This is a genomic window from Paenibacillus sp. FSL A5-0031 (assembly GCF_001956295.1).
Taxonomy (GTDB): Bacteria; Bacillota; Bacilli; order Paenibacillales; family Paenibacillaceae; genus Pristimantibacillus.
In genome coordinates, this window is sequence record NZ_MRTD01000024.1 from 1 (window position 1) to 20077 (window position 20077).

The 20077-nt window shown below is 43.2% G+C and carries 20 protein-coding genes and 1 pseudogene; 8 read left to right on the top strand and 13 right to left on the bottom strand.

Annotated elements, in window-relative coordinates; translation table 11 throughout:
• Nucleotides 1-170 precede the first annotated feature (170 nt).
• The gene (locus BK120_RS29395; protein WP_076271068.1) at nt 171-731 is read right to left on the bottom strand and encodes a TetR/AcrR family transcriptional regulator; all 561 of its coding nucleotides are present in this window, start codon (nt 729-731) and stop codon (nt 171-173) included.
• A gap of 243 nt (nt 732-974) precedes the next feature.
• Here BK120_RS29395 and BK120_RS29400 point away from each other — a divergent pair, with 243 nt between their 5' ends.
• Together BK120_RS29400 and BK120_RS29405 are read left to right on the top strand one after the other, a co-directional pair.
• Nucleotides 975-1904: a DsbA family protein gene (locus BK120_RS29400; protein ID WP_076271069.1), complete on the top strand. Its 930-nt coding sequence runs from the start codon at nt 975-977 to the stop codon at nt 1902-1904.
• Between the two features lie 19 nt (nt 1905-1923).
• Nucleotides 1924-2265 carry a monooxygenase gene (locus BK120_RS29405; RefSeq protein WP_076271070.1) on the top strand — a complete coding sequence of 114 codons (342 nt, stop codon included), beginning with the start codon at nt 1924-1926 and terminating at the stop codon, nt 2263-2265.
• Nucleotides 2266-2485: 220 nt separating this feature from the next.
• On the opposite strand, the gene BK120_RS29410 is transcribed toward BK120_RS29405, so the two are convergent.
• The 6 genes and pseudogenes from BK120_RS29410 to BK120_RS36185 form a co-directional block, all read right to left on the bottom strand.
• Nucleotides 2486-3193 carry a DNA alkylation repair protein gene (locus BK120_RS29410; RefSeq protein WP_076271071.1) on the bottom strand — a complete coding sequence of 236 codons (708 nt, stop codon included), beginning with the start codon at nt 3191-3193 and terminating at the stop codon, nt 2486-2488.
• Between the two features lie 416 nt (nt 3194-3609).
• Nucleotides 3610-4002 (bottom strand): iron chaperone, encoded by a 393-nt coding sequence (locus tag BK120_RS29415; protein ID WP_076271072.1) that lies wholly within the window; start codon nt 4000-4002, stop codon nt 3610-3612.
• A gap of 22 nt (nt 4003-4024) precedes the next feature.
• Nucleotides 4025-4213 carry a hypothetical protein gene (locus tag BK120_RS29420; protein ID WP_076271073.1) on the bottom strand — a complete coding sequence of 63 codons (189 nt, stop codon included), beginning with the start codon at nt 4211-4213 and terminating at the stop codon, nt 4025-4027.
• 178 nt (nt 4214-4391) lie between these two features.
• Entirely contained in the window at nt 4392-5306 is a 915-nt protein-coding gene (locus BK120_RS29425) for a copper amine oxidase N-terminal domain-containing protein (protein ID WP_076271074.1), read from the bottom strand.
• Nucleotides 5307-5548: 242 nt separating this feature from the next.
• The gene (locus BK120_RS36180; protein ID WP_076271146.1) at nt 5549-6592 is read right to left on the bottom strand and encodes an NAD(P)/FAD-dependent oxidoreductase; all 1044 of its coding nucleotides are present in this window, start codon (nt 6590-6592) and stop codon (nt 5549-5551) included.
• A 99-nt stretch (nt 6593-6691) separates the two neighbouring features.
• Nucleotides 6692-7636: pseudogene (locus BK120_RS36185) on the bottom strand (ABC transporter substrate-binding protein); the annotation flags it as partial.
• Nucleotides 7637-7811: 175 nt separating this feature from the next.
• Between BK120_RS36185 and BK120_RS29440 the strand changes: the two are divergent.
• Nucleotides 7812-9395 carry an AraC family transcriptional regulator gene (locus BK120_RS29440; RefSeq protein WP_076271075.1) on the top strand — a complete coding sequence of 528 codons (1584 nt, stop codon included), beginning with the start codon at nt 7812-7814 and terminating at the stop codon, nt 9393-9395.
• Nucleotides 9396-9520: 125 nt separating this feature from the next.
• Here BK120_RS29440 and BK120_RS29445 read toward each other — a convergent pair whose 3' ends face one another.
• On the bottom strand, nt 9521-11572 hold the full coding sequence (locus BK120_RS29445) for a serine hydrolase domain-containing protein (protein WP_076271147.1): 2052 nt from the start codon (nt 11570-11572) through the stop codon (nt 9521-9523).
• Between the two features lie 531 nt (nt 11573-12103).
• A complete protein-coding gene (locus tag BK120_RS29450; protein ID WP_076271076.1) occupies nt 12104-12889 on the bottom strand; it encodes a TatD family hydrolase in 786 nt (261 codons plus the stop codon).
• A 389-nt stretch (nt 12890-13278) separates the two neighbouring features.
• Between BK120_RS29450 and BK120_RS29455 the strand changes: the two genes are divergently transcribed.
• From BK120_RS29455 to BK120_RS29470, 4 genes are read left to right on the top strand one after another with little or no spacing between them, the layout of a single operon-like run.
• On the top strand, nt 13279-13662 hold the full coding sequence (locus BK120_RS29455; RefSeq protein WP_076271077.1) for a GntR family transcriptional regulator: 384 nt from the start codon (nt 13279-13281) through the stop codon (nt 13660-13662).
• Nucleotides 13659-14525 carry an ABC transporter ATP-binding protein gene (locus BK120_RS29460; RefSeq protein WP_076271078.1) on the top strand — a complete coding sequence of 289 codons (867 nt, stop codon included), beginning with the start codon at nt 13659-13661 and terminating at the stop codon, nt 14523-14525. Before BK120_RS29455 ends, BK120_RS29460 begins: the two co-directional genes overlap by 4 nt.
• Nucleotides 14518-15144 carry an ABC-2 transporter permease gene (locus BK120_RS29465; RefSeq protein WP_076271079.1) on the top strand — a complete coding sequence of 209 codons (627 nt, stop codon included), beginning with the start codon at nt 14518-14520 and terminating at the stop codon, nt 15142-15144. Before BK120_RS29460 ends, BK120_RS29465 begins: the two co-directional genes overlap by 8 nt.
• Nucleotides 15145-15196: 52 nt before the next feature.
• Nucleotides 15197-15499, top strand: a complete 303-nt coding sequence (locus BK120_RS29470; protein ID WP_076271080.1) for a YfzA family protein — start codon at nt 15197-15199, stop codon at nt 15497-15499.
• Between the two features lie 116 nt (nt 15500-15615).
• Here the strand turns inward: BK120_RS29470 and rlmD are convergent, their stop codons facing one another.
• The 4 genes from rlmD to BK120_RS29490 form a co-directional block, all read right to left on the bottom strand.
• Nucleotides 15616-17118: a 23S rRNA (uracil(1939)-C(5))-methyltransferase RlmD gene (gene rlmD / locus BK120_RS29475; protein ID WP_076271081.1), complete on the bottom strand. Its 1503-nt coding sequence runs from the start codon at nt 17116-17118 to the stop codon at nt 15616-15618.
• Between the two features lie 80 nt (nt 17119-17198).
• Nucleotides 17199-18107, bottom strand: a complete 909-nt coding sequence (locus tag BK120_RS29480; RefSeq protein ID WP_179089927.1) for a diacylglycerol kinase — start codon at nt 18105-18107, stop codon at nt 17199-17201.
• Nucleotides 18108-18148: 41 nt separating this feature from the next.
• Nucleotides 18149-18952, bottom strand: a complete 804-nt coding sequence (locus tag BK120_RS29485) for a sirohydrochlorin chelatase (protein ID WP_076271083.1) — start codon at nt 18950-18952, stop codon at nt 18149-18151.
• Nucleotides 18953-18962: 10 nt separating this feature from the next.
• The gene (locus BK120_RS29490) at nt 18963-19253 is read right to left on the bottom strand and encodes a YerC/YecD family TrpR-related protein (protein ID WP_054026535.1); all 291 of its coding nucleotides are present in this window, start codon (nt 19251-19253) and stop codon (nt 18963-18965) included.
• A gap of 222 nt (nt 19254-19475) precedes the next feature.
• Between BK120_RS29490 and BK120_RS29495 the strand changes: the two genes are divergently transcribed.
• A complete protein-coding gene (locus BK120_RS29495) occupies nt 19476-20003 on the top strand; it encodes a hypothetical protein (RefSeq protein WP_076271084.1) in 528 nt (175 codons plus the stop codon).
• The last annotated feature ends 74 nt before the right edge of the window (nt 20004-20077 follow it).

Genomic DNA, 20077 nt, shown 5'->3' on the forward strand with positions numbered 1-20077 from the left:
CTGTTCAGTACAGGAATCATCTCTTAAGTGTGGCTTAGTGCTCTTTTTTTCAAAGTGTCCTTGACTAAGGGGTCAGTTTAGCGTGCACCCCTCTTCTTTATTTATTCAAATATACCTTAACTTGTTTTAACTCTTTAAGCTTCTTCTAATTATTAAACAGTTCACTCCCCTTACATTCTATCAATTCCAGTCCGTATATAAGGAATCGCTAATTTGATAACTTCTTCCGGCGGTGTCTTGTGACTATTTCTTCTCCATTCTACAGAAACCCCATAAATTCCCCAGCTTAATAGGACAGCTGTAAGTTTTAGAGCTTCATCCTTCTCCGCTTTATGTTGCTTTAACAACATTTTATAAAAAATAATTTCGAGCTGTTCCCTAATAATACGGGCAATGGTATCTTCGTAACCTCTATGGCAACGACTGGATAATGACTTTTGAAAATTTGTTACAGCTTCAAAGATGCTAACAAATACTTCTTCATTTAGTTCGTCATTTTGATAAAAGTCATAATTCAAATTGACTAACAATACTTCTGACAGTACTTTTTCCAATAAGTTGTGTATATCTTCAAAATGATAATAAAAAGTTGCACGATTAATCATCGCTTCTGTAGTTATATCTTTTATCGTAATATCTTTAAATTCCTTTTTCCCTGAAAGTTCAATGAAAGAATCCATAATTAACTTACGGGTACGTAGAACTCGGGGGTCCGACTTTGATTCGGTCATTTTGTTAACCTCCTACTTTTTAAACAACTTCTTAAATGTGTTGTATAAACGACACATCCGCAGAACTATTGGTGTTGATGATTTTTATTATGATTTAAAATTTAATTGCAAGCAAATAAATATGTATTTCGCCCTTGAAAAGTAAAGGGAAGATAATACATATTGTTAAAAAATTTAGCGAGGTATAAGTGTTTGCTTTTCCTCGCTTATCTTAACTTATTAACAGAGAAATGAGGAATTAAAATGGAGAACAATAATAATATGGTTTGTGATCTACAAACAGGCGTATGCGGGGTAGCTGAAGAGGAGAAAGTAGAGATTATTGATTTTAATCAGCCCACAAAAGCAGTTAATCTTTACTATGTAACCGATCCTATTTGTTCGCATTGCTGGGCGCTTGAACCTGTGCTTCGTCGTTTTGTAGAGCAATACGGGAACTTTTTTAACTTCCATACGGTTATGGGCGGTTTGCTGGAAAAATGGCATGATGGACCAATCGATCCGGCAAACGGCATTCATAAACCAGCCGATGTGGCCCCTCACTGGAGAGAAGTTGGAGAGCATTCAAGAATGCCAATTGATGGGACTTTAATGATTGATAATCCAGTTCAATCATCCTACCCGCCTTCTCGTGTATTTAAGGTGATTCAAAAAAATCATACTGATGCAAAAGCAACAGAATATTTGCGTCGTTCAAGAGAAGCACTGTTTGCATTTAATCAAAATATATCAGATAAATCGGTTATGATTGAAATCGCAAATCATATCGGTCTTGATGGAAAAGCAATTGTAAACGAAGCTGAACAACAGGTCGGTCTTCAATTGTTGCATGAAGATTTTGATCTAGTTAGAAGGTTGGGTGTCCGAGGCTTCCCTACCATTATTATGACTAATGAGGAGAATAAGGGCGTAAAAATTGTTGGCAGCCGTCCGTTGGATAACTATGTTGACGGTTTGAGTAAGGTTCTGAATCTCGAAGATTTACAACCCAAACCAGTCCCTTCCCTTTCTGACTTGCTTGAAAAAGAAAAGCTTCTTTTCTCCAAGGAAATTGAAGTCATGTATGATGTTGAACAAGCAGACGTAAAATTTCTTATTGAACAAGAGCTTCCAACAAATCATTATCAAGTGAACGAAATTTTAGGAGAATTGTATTTTACAGCTACTAAATAAACAAAAGGAAGTGACTATAATGTCGTACGTATTACAAGTGGATTTTAAAATGAATGGACCGTTCGGAGAAGAGATGGCAGAGGCGTTTTCTGATTTAGCAAAAAGTATCAATGAAGAAGATGGATTCATGTGGAAAATCTGGACAGAAAATGCCGAAAAAAATGAAGCCGGTGGAATTTATTTGTTTGAAACAAAAGAAACGGCTGAAAAATATAACGTTATGCACACTAGCAGATTAGCTGACTTTGGTATAACAGATATCAATGCAAAAATCTTTTCCGTCAATCACAAACTTACTGAAATCAATAAGGGACCTGCTTATTGCAATGAGAATTCTAGTCCGGGAAATCCTACTTCCTAGTTATCCCTAGCGTAGAATACGTTCGGGCTTTAAATGGCAGGTAAATGTGGCTCTTAAAATGCTAATTACTAACGAGCGACACAAAGCACTCCACATGTGTGGAGTGCTTAACCTAGCGATATAAACTATTTCAAAGCTATTACCATCGGCAGCTCGACTTCCATCGGAATAACCTTGTATTACTTGCTCGCTGGCGCCATAACAATCCATGAAGTAACCTTTAGCATCTTACATGCTTGCGTTTGAAACCAAGCCGCTGTTTATCAACTGCTTTTTGAATCTGTTCAGATGCGATCAAAAAACTGCTTTTTTTCTTGTCCCGATTAACTTCTACAGGACCTACTTCCAATGCGACCTCCATTGCCTTATCATGGAGCCGCATGTAGGATACCCCTACTGTGTAAATAAAATTATTCATTGCATATTTTGTTCGTTCGGGAGCATCATGAATCGTATTTTTCACAGTTTCAAGCAGATTGGCCAATTTGCTTTCGGAAAATTCATCATCCGGCCGACTCCCCAAAAGCCAGCAGTAACAGCTCCAGCCTGCAGACATTTTCAGTTCATCACCGCTTGCGATCCACTTGTCAGCCACTTCTTGCGCAATATCAGCTTCTGCCAAAGTTACCGCAACAACATAGTCGGACAGCATATAAAAATAAGCTCCATCCATCCAACGGTCATAATCCGCTTCCGTCATCGCATTGGGATCTGCAATAATTCCGGCAAAATACATGGCGTCGTAGTTCCCTGTAGCATAAAGCTGCTCAGCCAACGGTTGATTTATTTTTGTTTTTTTGAAAATGGTCTTCATTTGGCCAGTAGCAACACCAAAAAGCGGTTCCTGTGCGCCATTGGATTGGTATATTTTTTTAGTTCGTTCCTTGCCAAGAGCTTCAAGCTCCTGCATAACCATTTCTAAATTCATTGTTTTACACTCCCTTTTGAGATTCTACCATCTTCTCCTACACCAGCCATTTGTTTCTTTTGCATTAGTAATTTTTCATCCTATTTCAATGACCTTCTATGAAAAAACCACAGACCAGTAAGATTTTATTTATCCATAAAAATCATTTTTCGCGTCCGTTTCACATCAAAATCTCAACGAGGACAAGTATATGTTACCACTATTTGAGCATAGAGAATATGAAATGAAATTAAAAAATCATTCCTTGCTAGAGCTCAACCATATGAACCATACATGGGATTATATCTAGCTTCGGCACTTCATGCTTGAACCTACCCTCTTTGCCGCTACTTCATTTTTATGAAAAAGTGTTCAAACAAAAAAAATGCCCCAGAGAAAACTCTCTGAGGCATTTGTTCAATGGAGCATCTCTGCTCCTATTTCTTTTTCTTCACTTTCTTGTTCGCGGCTTTTTCAATATTCTCAGCTACTCTGTATTTTACGATCTCACCAATTAATTCGTAAGGTATAGGCTCGTCTAAAGGGAAGCGAATCGACCCTTTTGCCCCTTTATACGGGGATAATTGCTGTTTAAAGGCCTCAATTCCGCTTGGAGCCGGATATAAGCCGATATGATTTTTGTAAGCTGCAAAATGAACCAAGTTCCCGTGGAGCACGAAGGTCGGCATTTGATAGCTGATTTTCTCTGTCGCTTCTGGTGCAGCCACTTTAACCACGCCTCTTATCTTCTCCAAAATATCCTGAATCTCAGGAGAGTAATGGGCGATATACTGATCAATTGTCTCAAATGTGATTTTATTGCCTTCCATGGCTGCTCCTTTCGGGCCTTCGTTATTTGCGGCGCTTCTGGGCCATTCTCGAATAAATGATGAATGCTGCGACTAGCATGCTAATGAAACCAACATTTTCTGCCGGTCCCTGTTCCATCCCAAATACCATACAAAGATTCGTAATAAGGCTTTTTACAAGCAGTGCTATGACAATCAGCATTAACGGACGAATAAAATTATATTTCTTCATCTTTAGTACCACTCCTGACGACGCCCATAGTAGATCAGCTCCCGCTAAAACTAGCAATTGAAATCGCTTTAATAGGAGCAATCCCGGCAAGTATACCAGTTTCCAGCCTGATCGTCCAACCTTTCCGCATAGCTCTAGCTTCTACAAAGCCAGCGCCTGACCATGCCTTGCTAGATGTCTAGTTTAATTGCCCCCACCAACTAGTATAGGTGATTTGGATATCACTGAATTCTTGCAAGTTATAAGCAACTACAAGCATAATTTCAGAATCAATTGACTTCCAATTTGCAACGAGTCCTAACTCACCGCTTACAATGAGCTGATTCCACTCTTCATCTGTATAGTCGATGCCTTCTACATCATGGTAATGTTTTATAGTTTCAACTGTTGGCTCTCCATATTGTTTTGTCAGATACGCAACTAAAGCCTTATAATCCTGTACGTACTTATCCACGCCGGAAAGTTCTACTAAATAACCTGCTGATTTCAACATTTCGTCTGGAGTGAAATAAACCGCCGTTGCTTTAAAATCAGCTACTTTCGTTTGAAACGTAAGATATGGAACCTTTGTATCGCTTCTAAATTGGAATAACGATTTTTCTGTTTTCTTTACCTGATCGACAGACATCCCCCACTTTGCATTACGAAACGAAGGAAGATCCAGCAAAGCCCAATCTATCTGCTTACCAATCTGAATAGCTTTACGTCCACTGTCCAACAATACCTTTTCACCTGAGACGTTTGCGATAAATCGTAAAGGCACATAAGTAACACCGTTAACTATTTTCGGAGCAACTGGCAGCTTCGTTTCTTTTCCGTTCACAAGAGCCTTAGTACTACCTACCGTCAAGGATATGGAGATTCCCTTTTTGTCCGCTTTAATGGTTTTGGTTTTTGCCGAATAAGAAATTTTGTACGCTAGTTCCTGAAATATGACTTTGAATGGCACCAGTGTTGTATTTGACTGTGTTAACGTATCACCAGTAACAACATAGCCATTAACCAATACACGGTATGTACTTGGTGCAGCAAAAGCCGCAGATGTCCCTGTCATTAACAATAAAATGAGTCCTAGCAATATCACTTTTTTCATTTTCTCTCTCCTCATGCTTTCTCAATCTTTTAATGTGGTCTTCTATATAAATACATGTTTATTCCAAGCAGACAATCCCTTTTCATGTCCCTATTAATAAAGGAGTCTACTTACCATTCGACATAAAGAGACATCCACCTTCCCAATTTTATAAAATAATGGAACTAAATATATGAAGCAAGCAACACAAAAAGGACCACCCTTTCGGGCAGCCCTGCCTGCGTACAAATGCTGCAGCTATTTTATTCCTCTTCTTCCACAGCGCCCAGCGCACGGTTCTTCTCTTTGAAACGGTCGTTATGGGACGAGACGTAAGCCATATAAGGAGCATCCGGCTCCATGTACTTCTTCGCACTATTTAATGCTAAAATACCACTGGTAAAGGTACCCGCAATCAGCTCAACCTTGTTCGGATAGGTAACGAAATCACCCGCTGCGTAGATACCCAGAATGTTGGTAACCATTTGGTCATCTACCTGCATGTTCCATTCATTCATATTAAGCCCCCAATGACGAATCGAACCATAATCGCAACTCATCCCGTGACTGACGACCACAGCGTCTACTTCAAGCTTTTGCTGCTCGCCTGTCAGCGTATGGGCTACGGTGACAGTGTCTATAGCCGTACCATCCTGGCTATGTAGAACTTCTACCGTATAGGGGGTAAGGATCGATACGGAAGACTGTCTCATTTGGCTAACCGTCCGTTCATGCCCGCCGAATTCGCCGCGCCGATGGACAATCGTCACGCTAGACGCAATCGGTTCCAGCTCAACAGCCCAATCCACCGCGGCATCTCCGCCTCCGGAGATCAATACCCGCTTGCCGCGAAAGCCGTCCAACTGCTGCACCGTATAATGCAAATTGGTCACTTCGAAACGATCTGCTCCCTCAATTTCCAGCTTTGCCGGCTTGCGAGCGCCATAGCCGATAGCTAGTATAACCGTCCGGGTGAGATGCTTCTCACCAGCATCTGTCGTCAGCAGGAAATTCCCGTCATCCTGTCGCTCACAATGCTGGATACGCTGACCAAGCACAATTGTCGGCTCAAAGGTATGGGCTTGCTGAACCAACTGATCGATCAGCCTTTCCCCGCGAACAGGGGTGATCCCCCCAACATCCCAAATCATTTTTTCCGGATAGGTCAGTATGCGTCCACCCAATTCATCCTGGGCTTCTATGAGCTTGGTTTTTAATTCTCTCATGCCGCTGTAAAATGCCGTGTACAATCCCGTTGGGCCGCCGCCAATAATCGTTACATCGAATAATTCTAGAGAATGGCTCATTACTGTCCCCCCCAATATCACTGGAAGCTGCTTAATTAGCGCTTCTCTTGCAAGCGGATCTGTCGTAATGCCGAGCCCCCCGTTTACAAAATAAACTTTCCCCGCTTTCACAGCCGGCAAATCTCTCCAGATTGGTTCGTTGATCATTTGCTTAACCGATTCAAGCTCGGGTCCGTCAAAATAAACAATAAAGATACGGTCTCCCGCAATATTCGGAAGCAATTCAGCCGATATGTCCGAGTATCCGTAGTTCTCAGGATCATCAATTAGCTCTTGGATACCTGCCGTCGGCTTGAATCCTTTCTTATGATAGACAAACGTAGGCAAATAACTGGTCGTATAAACACTAAGTCTTTTTTGACCTAACATATATTGAAATACCGATGCGGTTTCGCCGCTCTGTATTGTGCCATTCTGCAGCAGAGAATCCCACATTTTATTAATGTCTGCCTCATGCTTCGCAAGAAATTCGTCCGCCTCTTTCTCAAAGCCGAGCCAATTGCCAATTCTCTTTACGCGTACAGGCATCGGGTCCCACTCGTTTGTCTGAATAACCGGCGCAACTTTTCTCATAACATCCAGCTGCTGCGCATCCGTCATCGAAGTAATAATCAGATCAGGCTCCAGCTCAATCAATTTCTCCGTGCTCGGCGGCCAGCCCACATCAGCAACGTCTTTCACTTCATCCCGGTACACGGCATACTCAAGCCCATCCTGAATCAATCCAATTGGTTGAACGCCAAATAGCAAAATATCCCCTACTGTATTATCTGTATAAACAATACGTTTAGGCGAACTTGGAATCTCCACCTGTTTATCGTAAGCATCCGTCACAAACTTTGTTGCGGACGTACTTACTTGTCCGTTTCCTTCGTTTGCTGCAACTGTTGCTGTATTTGTTGGTTTCGCTTCACTGCCGCCGCCATTGCTGCCACACGCACTTAATGCCATTGCGATACAAAGCACTGCTAGACCTTTCCGTATATGTTTGCTTTGAACTGCCATCATTCTCTCCGCCCATCTCTCTGTTTTATTGATAATCATTATCAACTATTGCCAGTATAGCTTGTACCCTTAACCCCGACAAGGATAGGATGGGACGATATTTTATACTATTGGGCTGCTTAATAACTAGACGGAATCGGTTGATATGTGTGCAGCTTTGCTGTATGATTTCTTTAATTGATAATAATTCTCAACTAAACTTGGAGGTTTTCACTTGGGCAAAAATGGTTTGGATGTCAATAGGCCGGTACATACCCTATATTTTGAGTTGCACGATTTACAACACGTTGTCATCTCCCCAACAAATGGAATTTCGCCGCTGCCACTGACCTCCAATACCCTATTGGTCATGGAGGAAGGTGAAGGCACGCTAAGGTGGGACGATGAGGATTACACACTAAAGGCCGGAAACTGCTGGATTCTTAATCATGGATCGATTATCGACATGAGCCTATTGCACGGGCAAGGCGGCTCGTTTTGGCTGCTCAACTTTTCCATCCTAGGCAACACAGCCAGACACGTCGCGACCTATTTGCAAGCCGGCGAATGCCGCATTTCCTCGACTAAAGCTCCGCTGCGCATCGTCAGGGAAATTAGCAAATACCAGAATGATAAATCTGCTGCACGGCAAATGGACAATCACGCGAGATTCCAAAAGCTGATGCGAATCATGATAGAGAGTACGGAAGCTCAGCCTGCTGCCGAAACAACACGCCAATCCGTGCTAGCTATTATTGAACAGCTCAATGAGCATTTTACTGAAGAGATATCTGTAGAGGAGCTTGCTGCGCAAGCCCAAATTAGTAAGCGGAGATTCACCCACTGGTTTAAGCAAATTACTGGCAAGCATGTTTTAGAGTACATTACAATTTTGCGAATGGAATCAGCAAAACAGCTCTTATTAAAAGGCGAGCGCCTGCAAGAGATCTCCGTGAAGGTCGGCTATCGCGATGAATTTTATTTCAACCGCCGCTTTAAGCAGACGGAGGGAATAACGCCAGGACAATTTGTCCGCAATTATGAGAACAAACCCGCCCATATTTGTGCACTAACCTGCCTCGGGCATTTACTCGCACTCGGTATCCGGCCCATCGCAGCCGCCAAAAATTTAACCAACAGACCCTACTTGAGAAACCTTAGTCTGGATATTCACCGGGTGAACAATATCCCTTACCAACTGGAAGAGATCGCCGAGCTGCATCCGGATTATATACTGGTATCGAATGAACAAGAATGTGAAGAGCTGTCAACCGTCGCCTCTACGATGATCTTCTCCCAAAACGACCATAAACCGATGACTTTACTGGCGATGCTCGGCGAGGCTTTTAACAAACAGAGGATAGCGCAGCAGCTTATTTTGCAATATGAACACAAAGCTGAGCGTCATAGAAACGAACTACGGGGATTCATATCCAAGGAAGAAACGGTTTCTGTTATCGAAATACGTACCTATTCCATTTATGTTTTTGGCAACTTCTGGTGCCGTGGAGCTTATAATTTATACGATGGGCTTGGCATGACGGCACCTCCCATTATCGCGCAAGAGATGCTGAACCGTGAGGCTTATCGCCTAATTACAGAGGAGCAGCTCTCGCTATACGCTGGCGACCGATTGTTTGTAAGCGTTCTTGATCCGGTTCGATTCCGATCGCTGGAGAAGACTTTCATCTGGAAGCAGTTAAAGGCTGTCCAACATAATCGTATCTATTTCATAGATCCTGAGCATTTCGCTGTCAGCGACCCCATCTCCATGCACAGCCAAATGGACGTACAGATGAAGCTGTTGCTTGCGCGCTAGTTTGAGTGCAGGCTGGCTAAAGAGTCTCTCTACTCTAAGGAATAAAACCAAAATCTTACGAGAAAAAGCCAGCTATAATAGCTGGCCAAATCTGTATATGGGTCTAATTTATACTTATCAACTCTCTATTTCACTAGCGTAATACCGAAAGCGGATCCGGCATTTCCAGCAAATACGATATATCCATTCGCAGGCAGTACGGCTTCATTTTTACCGCTAATAACCGTATTATTCACCAGTACTCCCGCTTCATCATATACCATAAAACCACCTTTAGCTGGCATCTCGACTACCATTTTCTTGCCAGCAGCTGTTTCGGGAACGCTGAACCATCTAGCATAACCGTCAGCTTGAATTGTAGTTATCGACGATTTCCCTTTATACAGCGGCTTCACTCCATCCTCGCTCATATACACGGTTGCAGCCGCATTAAGGTACTCTACGCCCTCTTTAGCATAAAAAAGAATACTCAGTGTATCTCGGCCTGCCGTTCCAGGAATCTGATGCTGGCTCTCAGCCGTATTGGCACCTGTTATTTTTAAATCATTGAAATAGCCTTCGCTTGTCTTTATTGTTGGCCTAATCATGTTCATATTGGCGATGGAACTGAATTTCTCGTTGACTGGATAGTAAGATTTGCCTTCTCTTTTTGCCCACGCATCCGCCGTTTCTTTATTCAGCACTGCACCTTCCAATTTCTCTGCTTTGTATTCAGAATATGCAAGCTGGCCTAATTCAGGTACTGAAACATACTGGCTCATCCACAAATAAGTCCGTCCGTTGCTTTCTTTTACAAAACTAACCTTCGTGCTTCCATCTTCATCGACAAAAGTTCCATCCTTGGTGTATATAAATTTTTGATCTGGAGCAACCATTCCTGACAACGACAGTTCCCCGTCTTTTATAGCTACATTCCACTGATCGCCTTGAGTACTGTAATAACCTGCGTACTTCGCAAAATCATTTGGCATGTCAGCCTTAACCGGCTTGCCAAATGATTTATCTGGCTTGATCTCTTTAATTGCGCCCTTCTCTTTCATCGCCTGAAGGAGCAATTCACTCGCTAGCAGCTGATTTATTGAGGAGCTACCGCCTGAGGTAATGACTGCTGCAGCCATGTTCTGCTCGGGAAGCACGATGAAGGAGGAATGATACATCTGTGTGTCTCCTCCTTTGACGAGGGCTTTTATACCATAATCATTAAAAGGATATAAGCGTACGCTATCCCAACCAAGTCCGTAGTCCATCGAGTTATCCGCTTCTTTGGGCCATAATCCCTTCCTATACTCTTCTTGCTCCATGGCCTGTGCTGATTTGATGGAGAGTACGTCCGCTCTCTTCCCAGTAAAGATTTGCGAGAATCGAACCAAATCCTCCGCAGTAGAGTAGACTCCGCCTGTACCAATCGCATTGGTCGTCTCCGTTGGAAGCTGGCCCTCATAGGCAGGAGAGTAAAGGCCGGCGAATTTGCTCGTCTCTACCATGTCTTGTGGCGTCATGGTATGGTTCATACCCAAAGGCACAGCAATATTGTCATGAATAAATGCGGTAAATGTCTTTTTACTGACTCTTTCTACAAGAATTTCTGCGAGCGTGAATCCATCATTACAATATACTGAAAAAGCTCCCGGTTCTGCCTTTAATTTCTGTGTAGACAAGTTCTTTAGCAGCGAATCGTGTACGTATGTATCTGGATCATTAAATAAAAATGCACTGTTTAAACTGGAACCCTGCAAACCAGATGAATGATTCAACAACATGCGCGGAGTAATCTTTTTATAACGTTCATCTTCCATCTTAAAATCCGTAATATAGTGTACGACGGGGGTATCGAGATTGATTTTACCTTCATCCACTAATTTCATGACTGCTGACGCGGTAAACATTTTGCTCGTAGAGCCAATACCATAGATGGTTTCCTTCGTTAAAGGGATTTTTCCTTCTATGTCGTTAACTCCTGATTGTCCCGATACTTTGATCACTCCATTATCGATCAAGGCATACTGCACGCTAGGTATTCCATATTGTTCAGTTAGAAGTGCCGCTTTCTCAGAAGCAATCTTCTCTAGCGTCTTAGAAGAAACCAAAGCTACGGTGCTGGAAGCCATTGCGTTTGTAGGAATAAGCGGGGTCAGAACTAAGGCCGCTGCAAGCGTCCATATAAATCTCTTTTTCATATCATCCACATCCCTTTGTCTCTCATTTTGCACGATTACAAATTTTTCATGATTCAATCCTAGCCTGTACTGTGTCTCCTTTCTTACCGTCATTCTAGCATTCCAGTCTTACACGCTATTAAACTTAACCTTAATTCCATCTACGATATTTTGAAGACAGTTAAGTTTCTGTTAAGACTCTCCATAATTGAGCAGTATTTTGAAAATAAAAAAACCGCGTTAATCGCGGTTGGGATAAAACTATGTTTTATATGTCATTTCTATTAGCAAAGCTTATTTGGATCCTTATATACTTCATCATCCGTATTTAGAGATTCAATCTTATTTTAAGATTTGTACATGAAAAAGAATGACTCCATTCACGTCTCTGCTCATGTTTTTTAATCTCTTAAATTCACTTTCACTAACCGTCATATCAAAATAAATCATATTGTCCTTATCCATATACCAGGCCGTTGATTTTCTTTTATGATAGACAGTGAGAAAAAGTTCAATATTAAAGTTGGTCTGGCGCCTCTTATCTCTTAACTTTTATAAACCAAAAAATTCCTCAGAAGTTTTTCTCGTAGCCTTAGCTACCTCTTCCACTGGTTTTCCTATACACCGTGATACAGTTTGCAAAATGTGTGGTAAGAAAGCCGGCTCATTCCGTCCATCCTGCGGCTTCCCTTTCAAATCCCGTGGCGTTAAAAATGGCCCATCCGTCTCAATCATAAGCCGGTCTAGCGGAATCATTCGTACAAGCTCTTTCAGGTGTTTGCCTCTTCGCTCATCACAAATCCAGCCTGTGATTCCAATATGGAATCCCATTTCGAGATAAGCCTTAAGTTCTGGCAAAGTCCCCGTAAAACAATGGACGACCGCTTTCTGAACCGATTGTTCCTTAAGAGTGGCTATAAAATCCGAGAAAGCTTCCCGCTCATGCAAAAACAGCGGCATATCCTGCTCAAGCGCTAAATCAATTTGCTCGGCAAACCATTTGCGTTGCACATCCCGCGGAGAGAAATCTCGGTTATAATCTAGTCCGCATTCTCCGATAGCAACCACCTGCGGCTGTGCCGCCAGTTGTTTGAGCTGCTTCATTGTCGCATCTGTGCAGCTCTTCGCATCGTGAGGATGAACACCCGCAGTAGAGTACAGCTTTCCGGGTAAACGACCTGCATAGCGAGCAGCTTCCACGCTGTTCCTCAAGCTTGTTCCCGTGATAACAAGTGGAGTAACCCCATTCGCTGCCGCCCTTTCAACCACCTGTTCACGATCTTGATTATACGATCGATGCATCAAGTTGACGCCAATATCTATAATTTTATTCTCCATCGTTTATTTGCTCCGTTCGATTTCATTTCTTGTTGCTTCTAATGTACACACATACTCTTTACGTCCAAAATCTTCTAATTGCATTATAAGCATTTCAAATCAATGGAGGGTAGGGAATGTTTGATTAAAAGCATTTTTTACAATGAAATGATATCGATTTAATGGGTACTTTCATTTTTCCCCTTAGCTATATTCCTCTGCATCCAACACATGCATTTCACTTTGAAGCCACAGAAAAAGCTAATATAAGCGTGGAATCATCTCCTACAAGAACTGTTGCTCCACTACCCAATAATCACAATAAATTAAAATATTGACGCAAAAGATAATAGTGTATATATTATATATATACGGTAGATACTCTATCAGCGAGAACGAGGTAATGAAACATGAAAATTATTATATCCAACGCATCAAGCGATCCGATTTACATCCAAATAATGAACCAGATTAGGCAGAGCATCTTGAGCAATGAAATACGTGCAGGTGAACTCCTTCCCTCCATTAGGCAGCTTGCCAAGGATTTGCAAGTTAGTGTAATTACAACTAAGCGTGTTTATGAAGAATTAGAGAAAGAGAAGTTAATCGACTCAGTTGTAGGTAAGGGCTGTTTCGTATCGGGAGCAAATAAAGAATTTATTCGGGAGCAGCGTATGAAACTATTAGAAGAGAAAATGATAGAAATCATTCGAGAAAGCAAGGAACTAAACATGAGTCAACAAGATCTAATCAATCATTTCACTCTCTTTTTCGAGGAGGATCAGACCCCATGAATGCAATAGAATTACGTAATCTTACGAAAGCATACAATCATTTTACAGTCGATAATGTATCTTTGGATGTAAAAAAGGGCTACATAACCGGACTGATTGGTCCGAATGGTGTTGGTAAAAGCACTTTGATCAAAATGATGCTCGGCATGATCCGTCCAGACTCCGGTAGTGTAAAAATATTAGGCCGCGCTATGCCTGAACATGAAGTTGATATTAAGCAGCGCATCGGCATCGTGTCGGATGACTGCTTCTATTATGAACATCTTACGATTCGTGATATGAAGGAGATGATCGCGCCTTTCTACAAAAAGTGGAGCAATACTAAGTTTAACGGCTTACTTGAACAATTCGAGTTGTCTCCTAAGAAGAAGATTGATGAGTTATCAAAGGGGATGAAAATCAAGTTTTCCCTTGCAGTTGCCTTATCGCATGAGGCAGAACTCTTAATTATGGATGAGCCAACCTCTGGACTTGATCCTGTGTTTAGAAGAGAATTGCTTGATCTACTTGGGGATATGATGCAGGACGAGAGAAATACCATTATATTTTCGACCCATATTACAACAGATTTAGATCGCATTGCTGACTACATTACTTTCATCAATCGTGGAAAGCTCGTATTTAATGAATCAAAAGATGAAGTATTTGAGAGGTATGCAATCGTCAAAGGTGACTTGCAACTGCTTGATTCGGATATACGAAGCAATTTTATCGGGATTCGTGAGACTGATGTTGGGTTTGAGGGCTTAGTAAACAATAGGCAAGATGCCTTACAGTTGTTTGGCAATTATGTTGTTTTCGATAAACCATCCTTAGAAGACATCATCTATTACACCGCTAAGGGAGGACGAATTCATGCTTAACTTGCTTCGTAAAGACTTCATCGCTTTAAAAAGCTCACTAGGGCTTATTATACTTTTTCTCGCTGTATACAGTATTGCATTTATACCAAAACATGAATCATCTATTCACCTTGTGGCTATCTATACAGCTTGTGCATCACTTAGTCTAGGTATGATGATCGATATCAAAAAAAATCACCATAATTTTCTGGTCACGCTGCCGATTAGCCGTAAACATATTGTAAAAGCGAAATACATAACAGCCATCATTTACACACTTTTTGGAGTCCTTGCTTCTTATGGGATACATTCTCTCGTTAAAATAGCATTCCCTCAGCTAAACAAGCCGGATTATTCGGTCATAGACATGCTAGTTCCATTAGGAATAGTGCTTGTTCTAACTTCCATCTATATGCCACTTTTTTACACACTTAGTAAAAAAGGAACCGGTATTATAAATTTCGTATTTATGATTATCCTAATTGCTCTGGCGCAGCCTACAGCTATGTTTATGAATTCGATAAACAACCAAGGCTTTAGTAATGACCAAACGCTATTTCTTATCCCAATTGCTGTCTTACTGTTATTCATTGCTTCCTATTACTTAACTGTACATCTGTTTACTAGAAAGGACTTATAGGAGGCCGCACAAGTATATAACAAGTGATGAAATAATAAGGAGAACTGGTCAAATGAAAGTTACACCAAGCAAAGGTCGATCTAATCTAAAAAGAAGTTGGATGTTTCCGTTGGGGCTATTTCTTGTTTTACAATTATTCTTTATCATCTGTGATCTTTTTTCATGGGCGCCAAACTTGCAAGATGGGGCATTATTTAACCGGATCTATAACTCCATATCTCATTCGAAGCTGTTTACGGAATGGTTCGTCCCTTATAAAACCACACAATTCAACATATTCACAGCCATCTTTTCTATTACATTACTTCCCGTTGCATTAATAAATGCAGTAAAAAGCAACGATTCCAGAAAATGAATGGTTTAGTACTTATATTGTCTGCCGTTCCTCTAAACACAAAACCAGCTCATGCAAATTTCGCATGAGCTAGTTCAATATCTATTGTTTAGTAAATATGGATCAGACTTTTCCGATCAATTGTTTATACGATGTAGTAAAACTACAGCTTCCACATGAACCGTCCAAGGAAACATATCCACCGGCACAACCTCAGTCGTCCTATACCCGCCGTCCTCCAGCACACGCAAATCCCTTGCCAGCGTAGAAGGGTTGCAGCTCACATACACCACTCGCTCCGGCTTCATCGCCAGAATCGTTTCAAGCAGTGCAGGGTCGCAGCCTTTGCGCGGTGGATCAACGACGATGACATCGGCCGTTATGCCTTCCTTGCGCCAGCGAGGAATAACAACCTCCGCAGGGCCCGCCTCGAACGAGGCATTCGTAATGCCGTTAAGCGCTGCATTCCGCGCCGCATCCTCGATTGCCTCGGGTACGATTTCAACGCCATAAACGCGTCCAGCCTGCCTTGCAAGGAACAGCGATATCGTACCGATGCCGCAATAAGCGTCAATCACAGTTTCCGAGCCTGTTAAGCCGGCATACTCGACCGCTTTACGATATAACTCCACCGTTTGCATCGGATTGACTTGATAGAACGATCTCGCCGATATTGCGAAGCGAATGCCGTCGAGCTCATCATAGATAACCTCGCTGCCCCAGAGGACACGAGTCTCATCACCGAATATAACGTTCGTATTTCGCTCGTTCACATTTTGAACGATGCTCTTCACGCCCGGGAGCTCCTCGCGGATGCGCCTAACCCATTCATCTGACAAAGGCAGCTTCCTACTGTTCGTGACCAAAACGACCATGATCTCGCCGGTGACAACGCCAGTCCGTGCCATTACATGGCGCAGTACGCCGCGGCCAGTCTCCTCATCATAAGGTGTGGCGCCAAGCTCACGTCCAATTCGTTTTACGACACGAATAACCTCATCATTATGCTCATGTTCAATCAGACAATCGTCCATATCGATAATCCGATGGCTGCCGCGGGCGTAGAAGCCTGCAATTAATTGACCATCTTTAGAACTGGTGCCGATCGGTACGGATGCTTTATTGCGATAACGCCAAGGCTCGTCCATTCCAACAGTAGGGTGAACAACAATCCCAGCAGACGCATTCGCTCCATCCGACAGATTGCCTTCACCATCCACATTCAGTTTGCCGATTCGCATCAAGTTATCCACAACATGCTGGCGTTTCCACTCCAGCTGCGCCGGATAATCGAAATGCTGCAGCTGGCAGCCGCCGCATTCCTTATAAATATCACAAGGCGGTTCTATTCGCGATGGGCTCTTAAGCATCAGCTCTTCAAGCTTCGCATAACCATACTGCTTCTTTACCTTCATCACCTTCGCGCGCACACGCTCACCAGGAAGTGCTCCCTGTATAAAAAGGGTAAAGCCGTCAGCGCGGCCTACCCCTTCTCCATCATGTGTCAGGCCGATAATATCGACGGTGACTTCTTCATTTTTTTGAAAAGGCGCATCTGCTGGAATCGCCGCTGCTCGAGTACCCGTACCCGCAGCACCCCGCGATCTGCCTTTGCCGCCCCTGCTTCTACCTTTGTTCATAAACTCTCTCCGCTCTATCTTCAATGCTGTTGCATGCTAGTTCCTATTTATCATTCCCAGATTTCCGAATACATAAGGGCTTAACGGTAAGTCGATTCCCCAGTCTCATCAGCAAAAATACGCAAATGCGACGGCAGCACCGAAAAAGTACACGGCAGCACGCCGCCATATTCGCCATCGAGGTTAATTTGCACATAATCCGGTGTAGTCACCTTGAGTTCATCCGTCCGAAAATGAATCACATGAGGATCGTTCAAATGCTCACCGCGCAGCGCAAGCGTCACAAGCTTAATAAATTCCGGCAAATTGCATTTGCGGATAAGCAGGACATCCAGAAGCCCATCATCAAGCTTGGAGTCCGGCGCGAGTCGCTCGAAACCGCCGACCGAATTGCTGTTGCATATGAGGAACATCATGAACTCGTCATGGAATTCCCCTACACCAGCTGCATGAAAAGTCAGCTCAGTTGGCCGAAGTCGGGTCATTTTCTCCATGCCCTTCATATAATATGCCAGCTGCCCAATCATCGTCTTAAGCTTGCTCGGCACATCATAGGTCAGTTCCGTTAAGGAGCCGCCCCCAGCAATATTGATAAAATAGCGATCATTCGCCTTACCGACATCAATCGGCCGGCTATATTGCTGAATAATAAGGTCGACTGCATACTCCCAATGCTTCGGAATACCCATCGCCCGTGCGAAATCATTGGTTGTGCCTACTGGCAATATGCCAAGCGGAGGTCGATTCGCCTTATTCGTCAAGCCGTTGATAACCTCATAAAGCGTACCGTCACCGCCTGCAGCAATGATCATATCATAGCCGCGGTCCGCAGCTTCAGCCGCTGCAAGCGTAGCATCTCCCTCGCCTATCGTGGCGTGGCAGCTCGTCTCAATACCGCCCTGTTCAAGACGCTGAAGAATATCTGGCAATCTTTTTTTCATTTCTTCTCTTCCCGATGTCGGGTTATATATAAGTCTTGCTCGTTTGATTGCCATCTCGGTTCACCCCTAACAATCATTCAACCTAACATTTATTCTGTAAACGTGACATGCTTCTCTTCGCGCAACCGTTGTAAACCATCGATCATCTGATGCTCCAGCCACTGCTCAATCGCTGCATTAGGAAGCATCGCCTTGCCGTTATAGCGATATACAAAACCATTAAGCCGATTTGGAATGACATGATTGGTAAAATATCCTTGGCTTAGAAATAGCGGCACAACAATGACCGATTCCTGTGGATTCGCAGCCTGCATCGCTGCCAGCTTTCCTGCCGCTTGATCTGGCAATAGCATGGCATACTCTGCGCGCTTATATCCTCCGAGCGCTCTAACCCGCTCGCCAAGCTTCTTCAACCCTTCCTGCCAGCGCTCATGGAATACCTTTTCCTTACTTCCGTGGCCGATAAGCAGTAACGCTTCTGACTCTGGTTTTGTGGATAAGGGTGCAATGTTTGAAGCGAGCAGCTCTGCAATTTGGGGATCATCGTCAATGGGGAGACCATAATGAATCGTAGCTTTGACTCGAAATGTACCTAAGTCACCCTCCAGATCGGAAACCCATGGAAAACCAAATGCTTGCCCAATTTCATCCACATGTGTACTACCCGAAGAAACGAACAGCGGCACTACGAACATATCCGTAACACCTTGCCGCTCTAATTCATCAATGCCATCCTGAATAAGCCGTCCCTCCACGATCTCGAGAAAGGACGACATAATTGGAACGCCTGATAAACGGGACGAAGCCGCTGCTGCTGCAATCGCCTCATCGACTAACTGTATCCATGCAGCTTCTCTGGAGCCGTGGCTAATGACAAGAATGCCTGGCTTCATCGCATGATTCCTACCTTCCAAGCCGTTCTAAAGCCATTTTATAACCGTCATTGCCATAGTTCAAGCAACGCTTCACTCTCGATATTGTTGCTGTACTTGCGCCTGTCTCGGCTTCAATCGCGTTATAAGTGCTGCCTTTTCCGAGCATCCGTGCTACTTCAAGTCTTTGCGATAACGATTGGATCTCATTCACCGTACACAGATCATCGAAGAAAACATAACATTCCTCAACTGACTTCAATGTAAGCACCGCTTCGAATAATTGATCTATTGCTTTATCGTTCAGCTTTTTAAGCTGCATGCGAATTCACTCCTATTAAAACTAATGTTACTATTGTAACTTTTTTAACCGTTTTTTTCAAACATTACCGAATTAACGCAAGGAAATGCCCCACCTATTTGACGCGAACTCACATACAAGCAGCAGGCATTTATCTAGAAAAAAATCTGCACCCGAGACATTCGTCCAATCCTTATGTTCGCCTACTCCATAAACTGTTATAAAAGAAGGGTTGTGATCCGTGTGAACTATCGCAATAACCCCGGTACCGGCAACCAGCAAAACGATTGGCACGGCGGCCAGCGTCTGGCACAAGAGCCGTTCAGCAAATCGTCTGGCGCAAAGTCGAGCGGTTTCAGCTTTGGCGGAAACCTGCCAACAATGCCGCCGGCTTCGCAGCAGGCGCAGGATATCCTGCCCGTCGTTGTACCGGATACAGCTGCTGAGCTTATAGAATCGACCACTAGCACCAAAGCAAGCGGCTTCTCACTTGCCAATCTAGGCGAAATTAAAGGTTATATCGATCGTTTGGGCGGCATCGACGGTATCTTAACGACCGTGACAAAGGTCCAGAAGGTCATGTCGAGCGTTTCTCAGATGGCTCCGCTAGTCAAAGTGCTTATGGGCTCCTTCAGCAAAAAAGACAAATCTGATGACGATGATTCTGACGAATGGAAACCAAAGCGCCGCAAACGCCGCAAGCCAAGAGCTGGTTCCGGCTCAGGCAGAAAAACTGTTCGTCGTCGCCGTACTACGCCTAAGAAACGTTAAACACGGATTCGAAGGTTTATTCTAAACATATTTAACCTACATCTATTAAAGTGAAGCACCCTGATTGCCGCGAA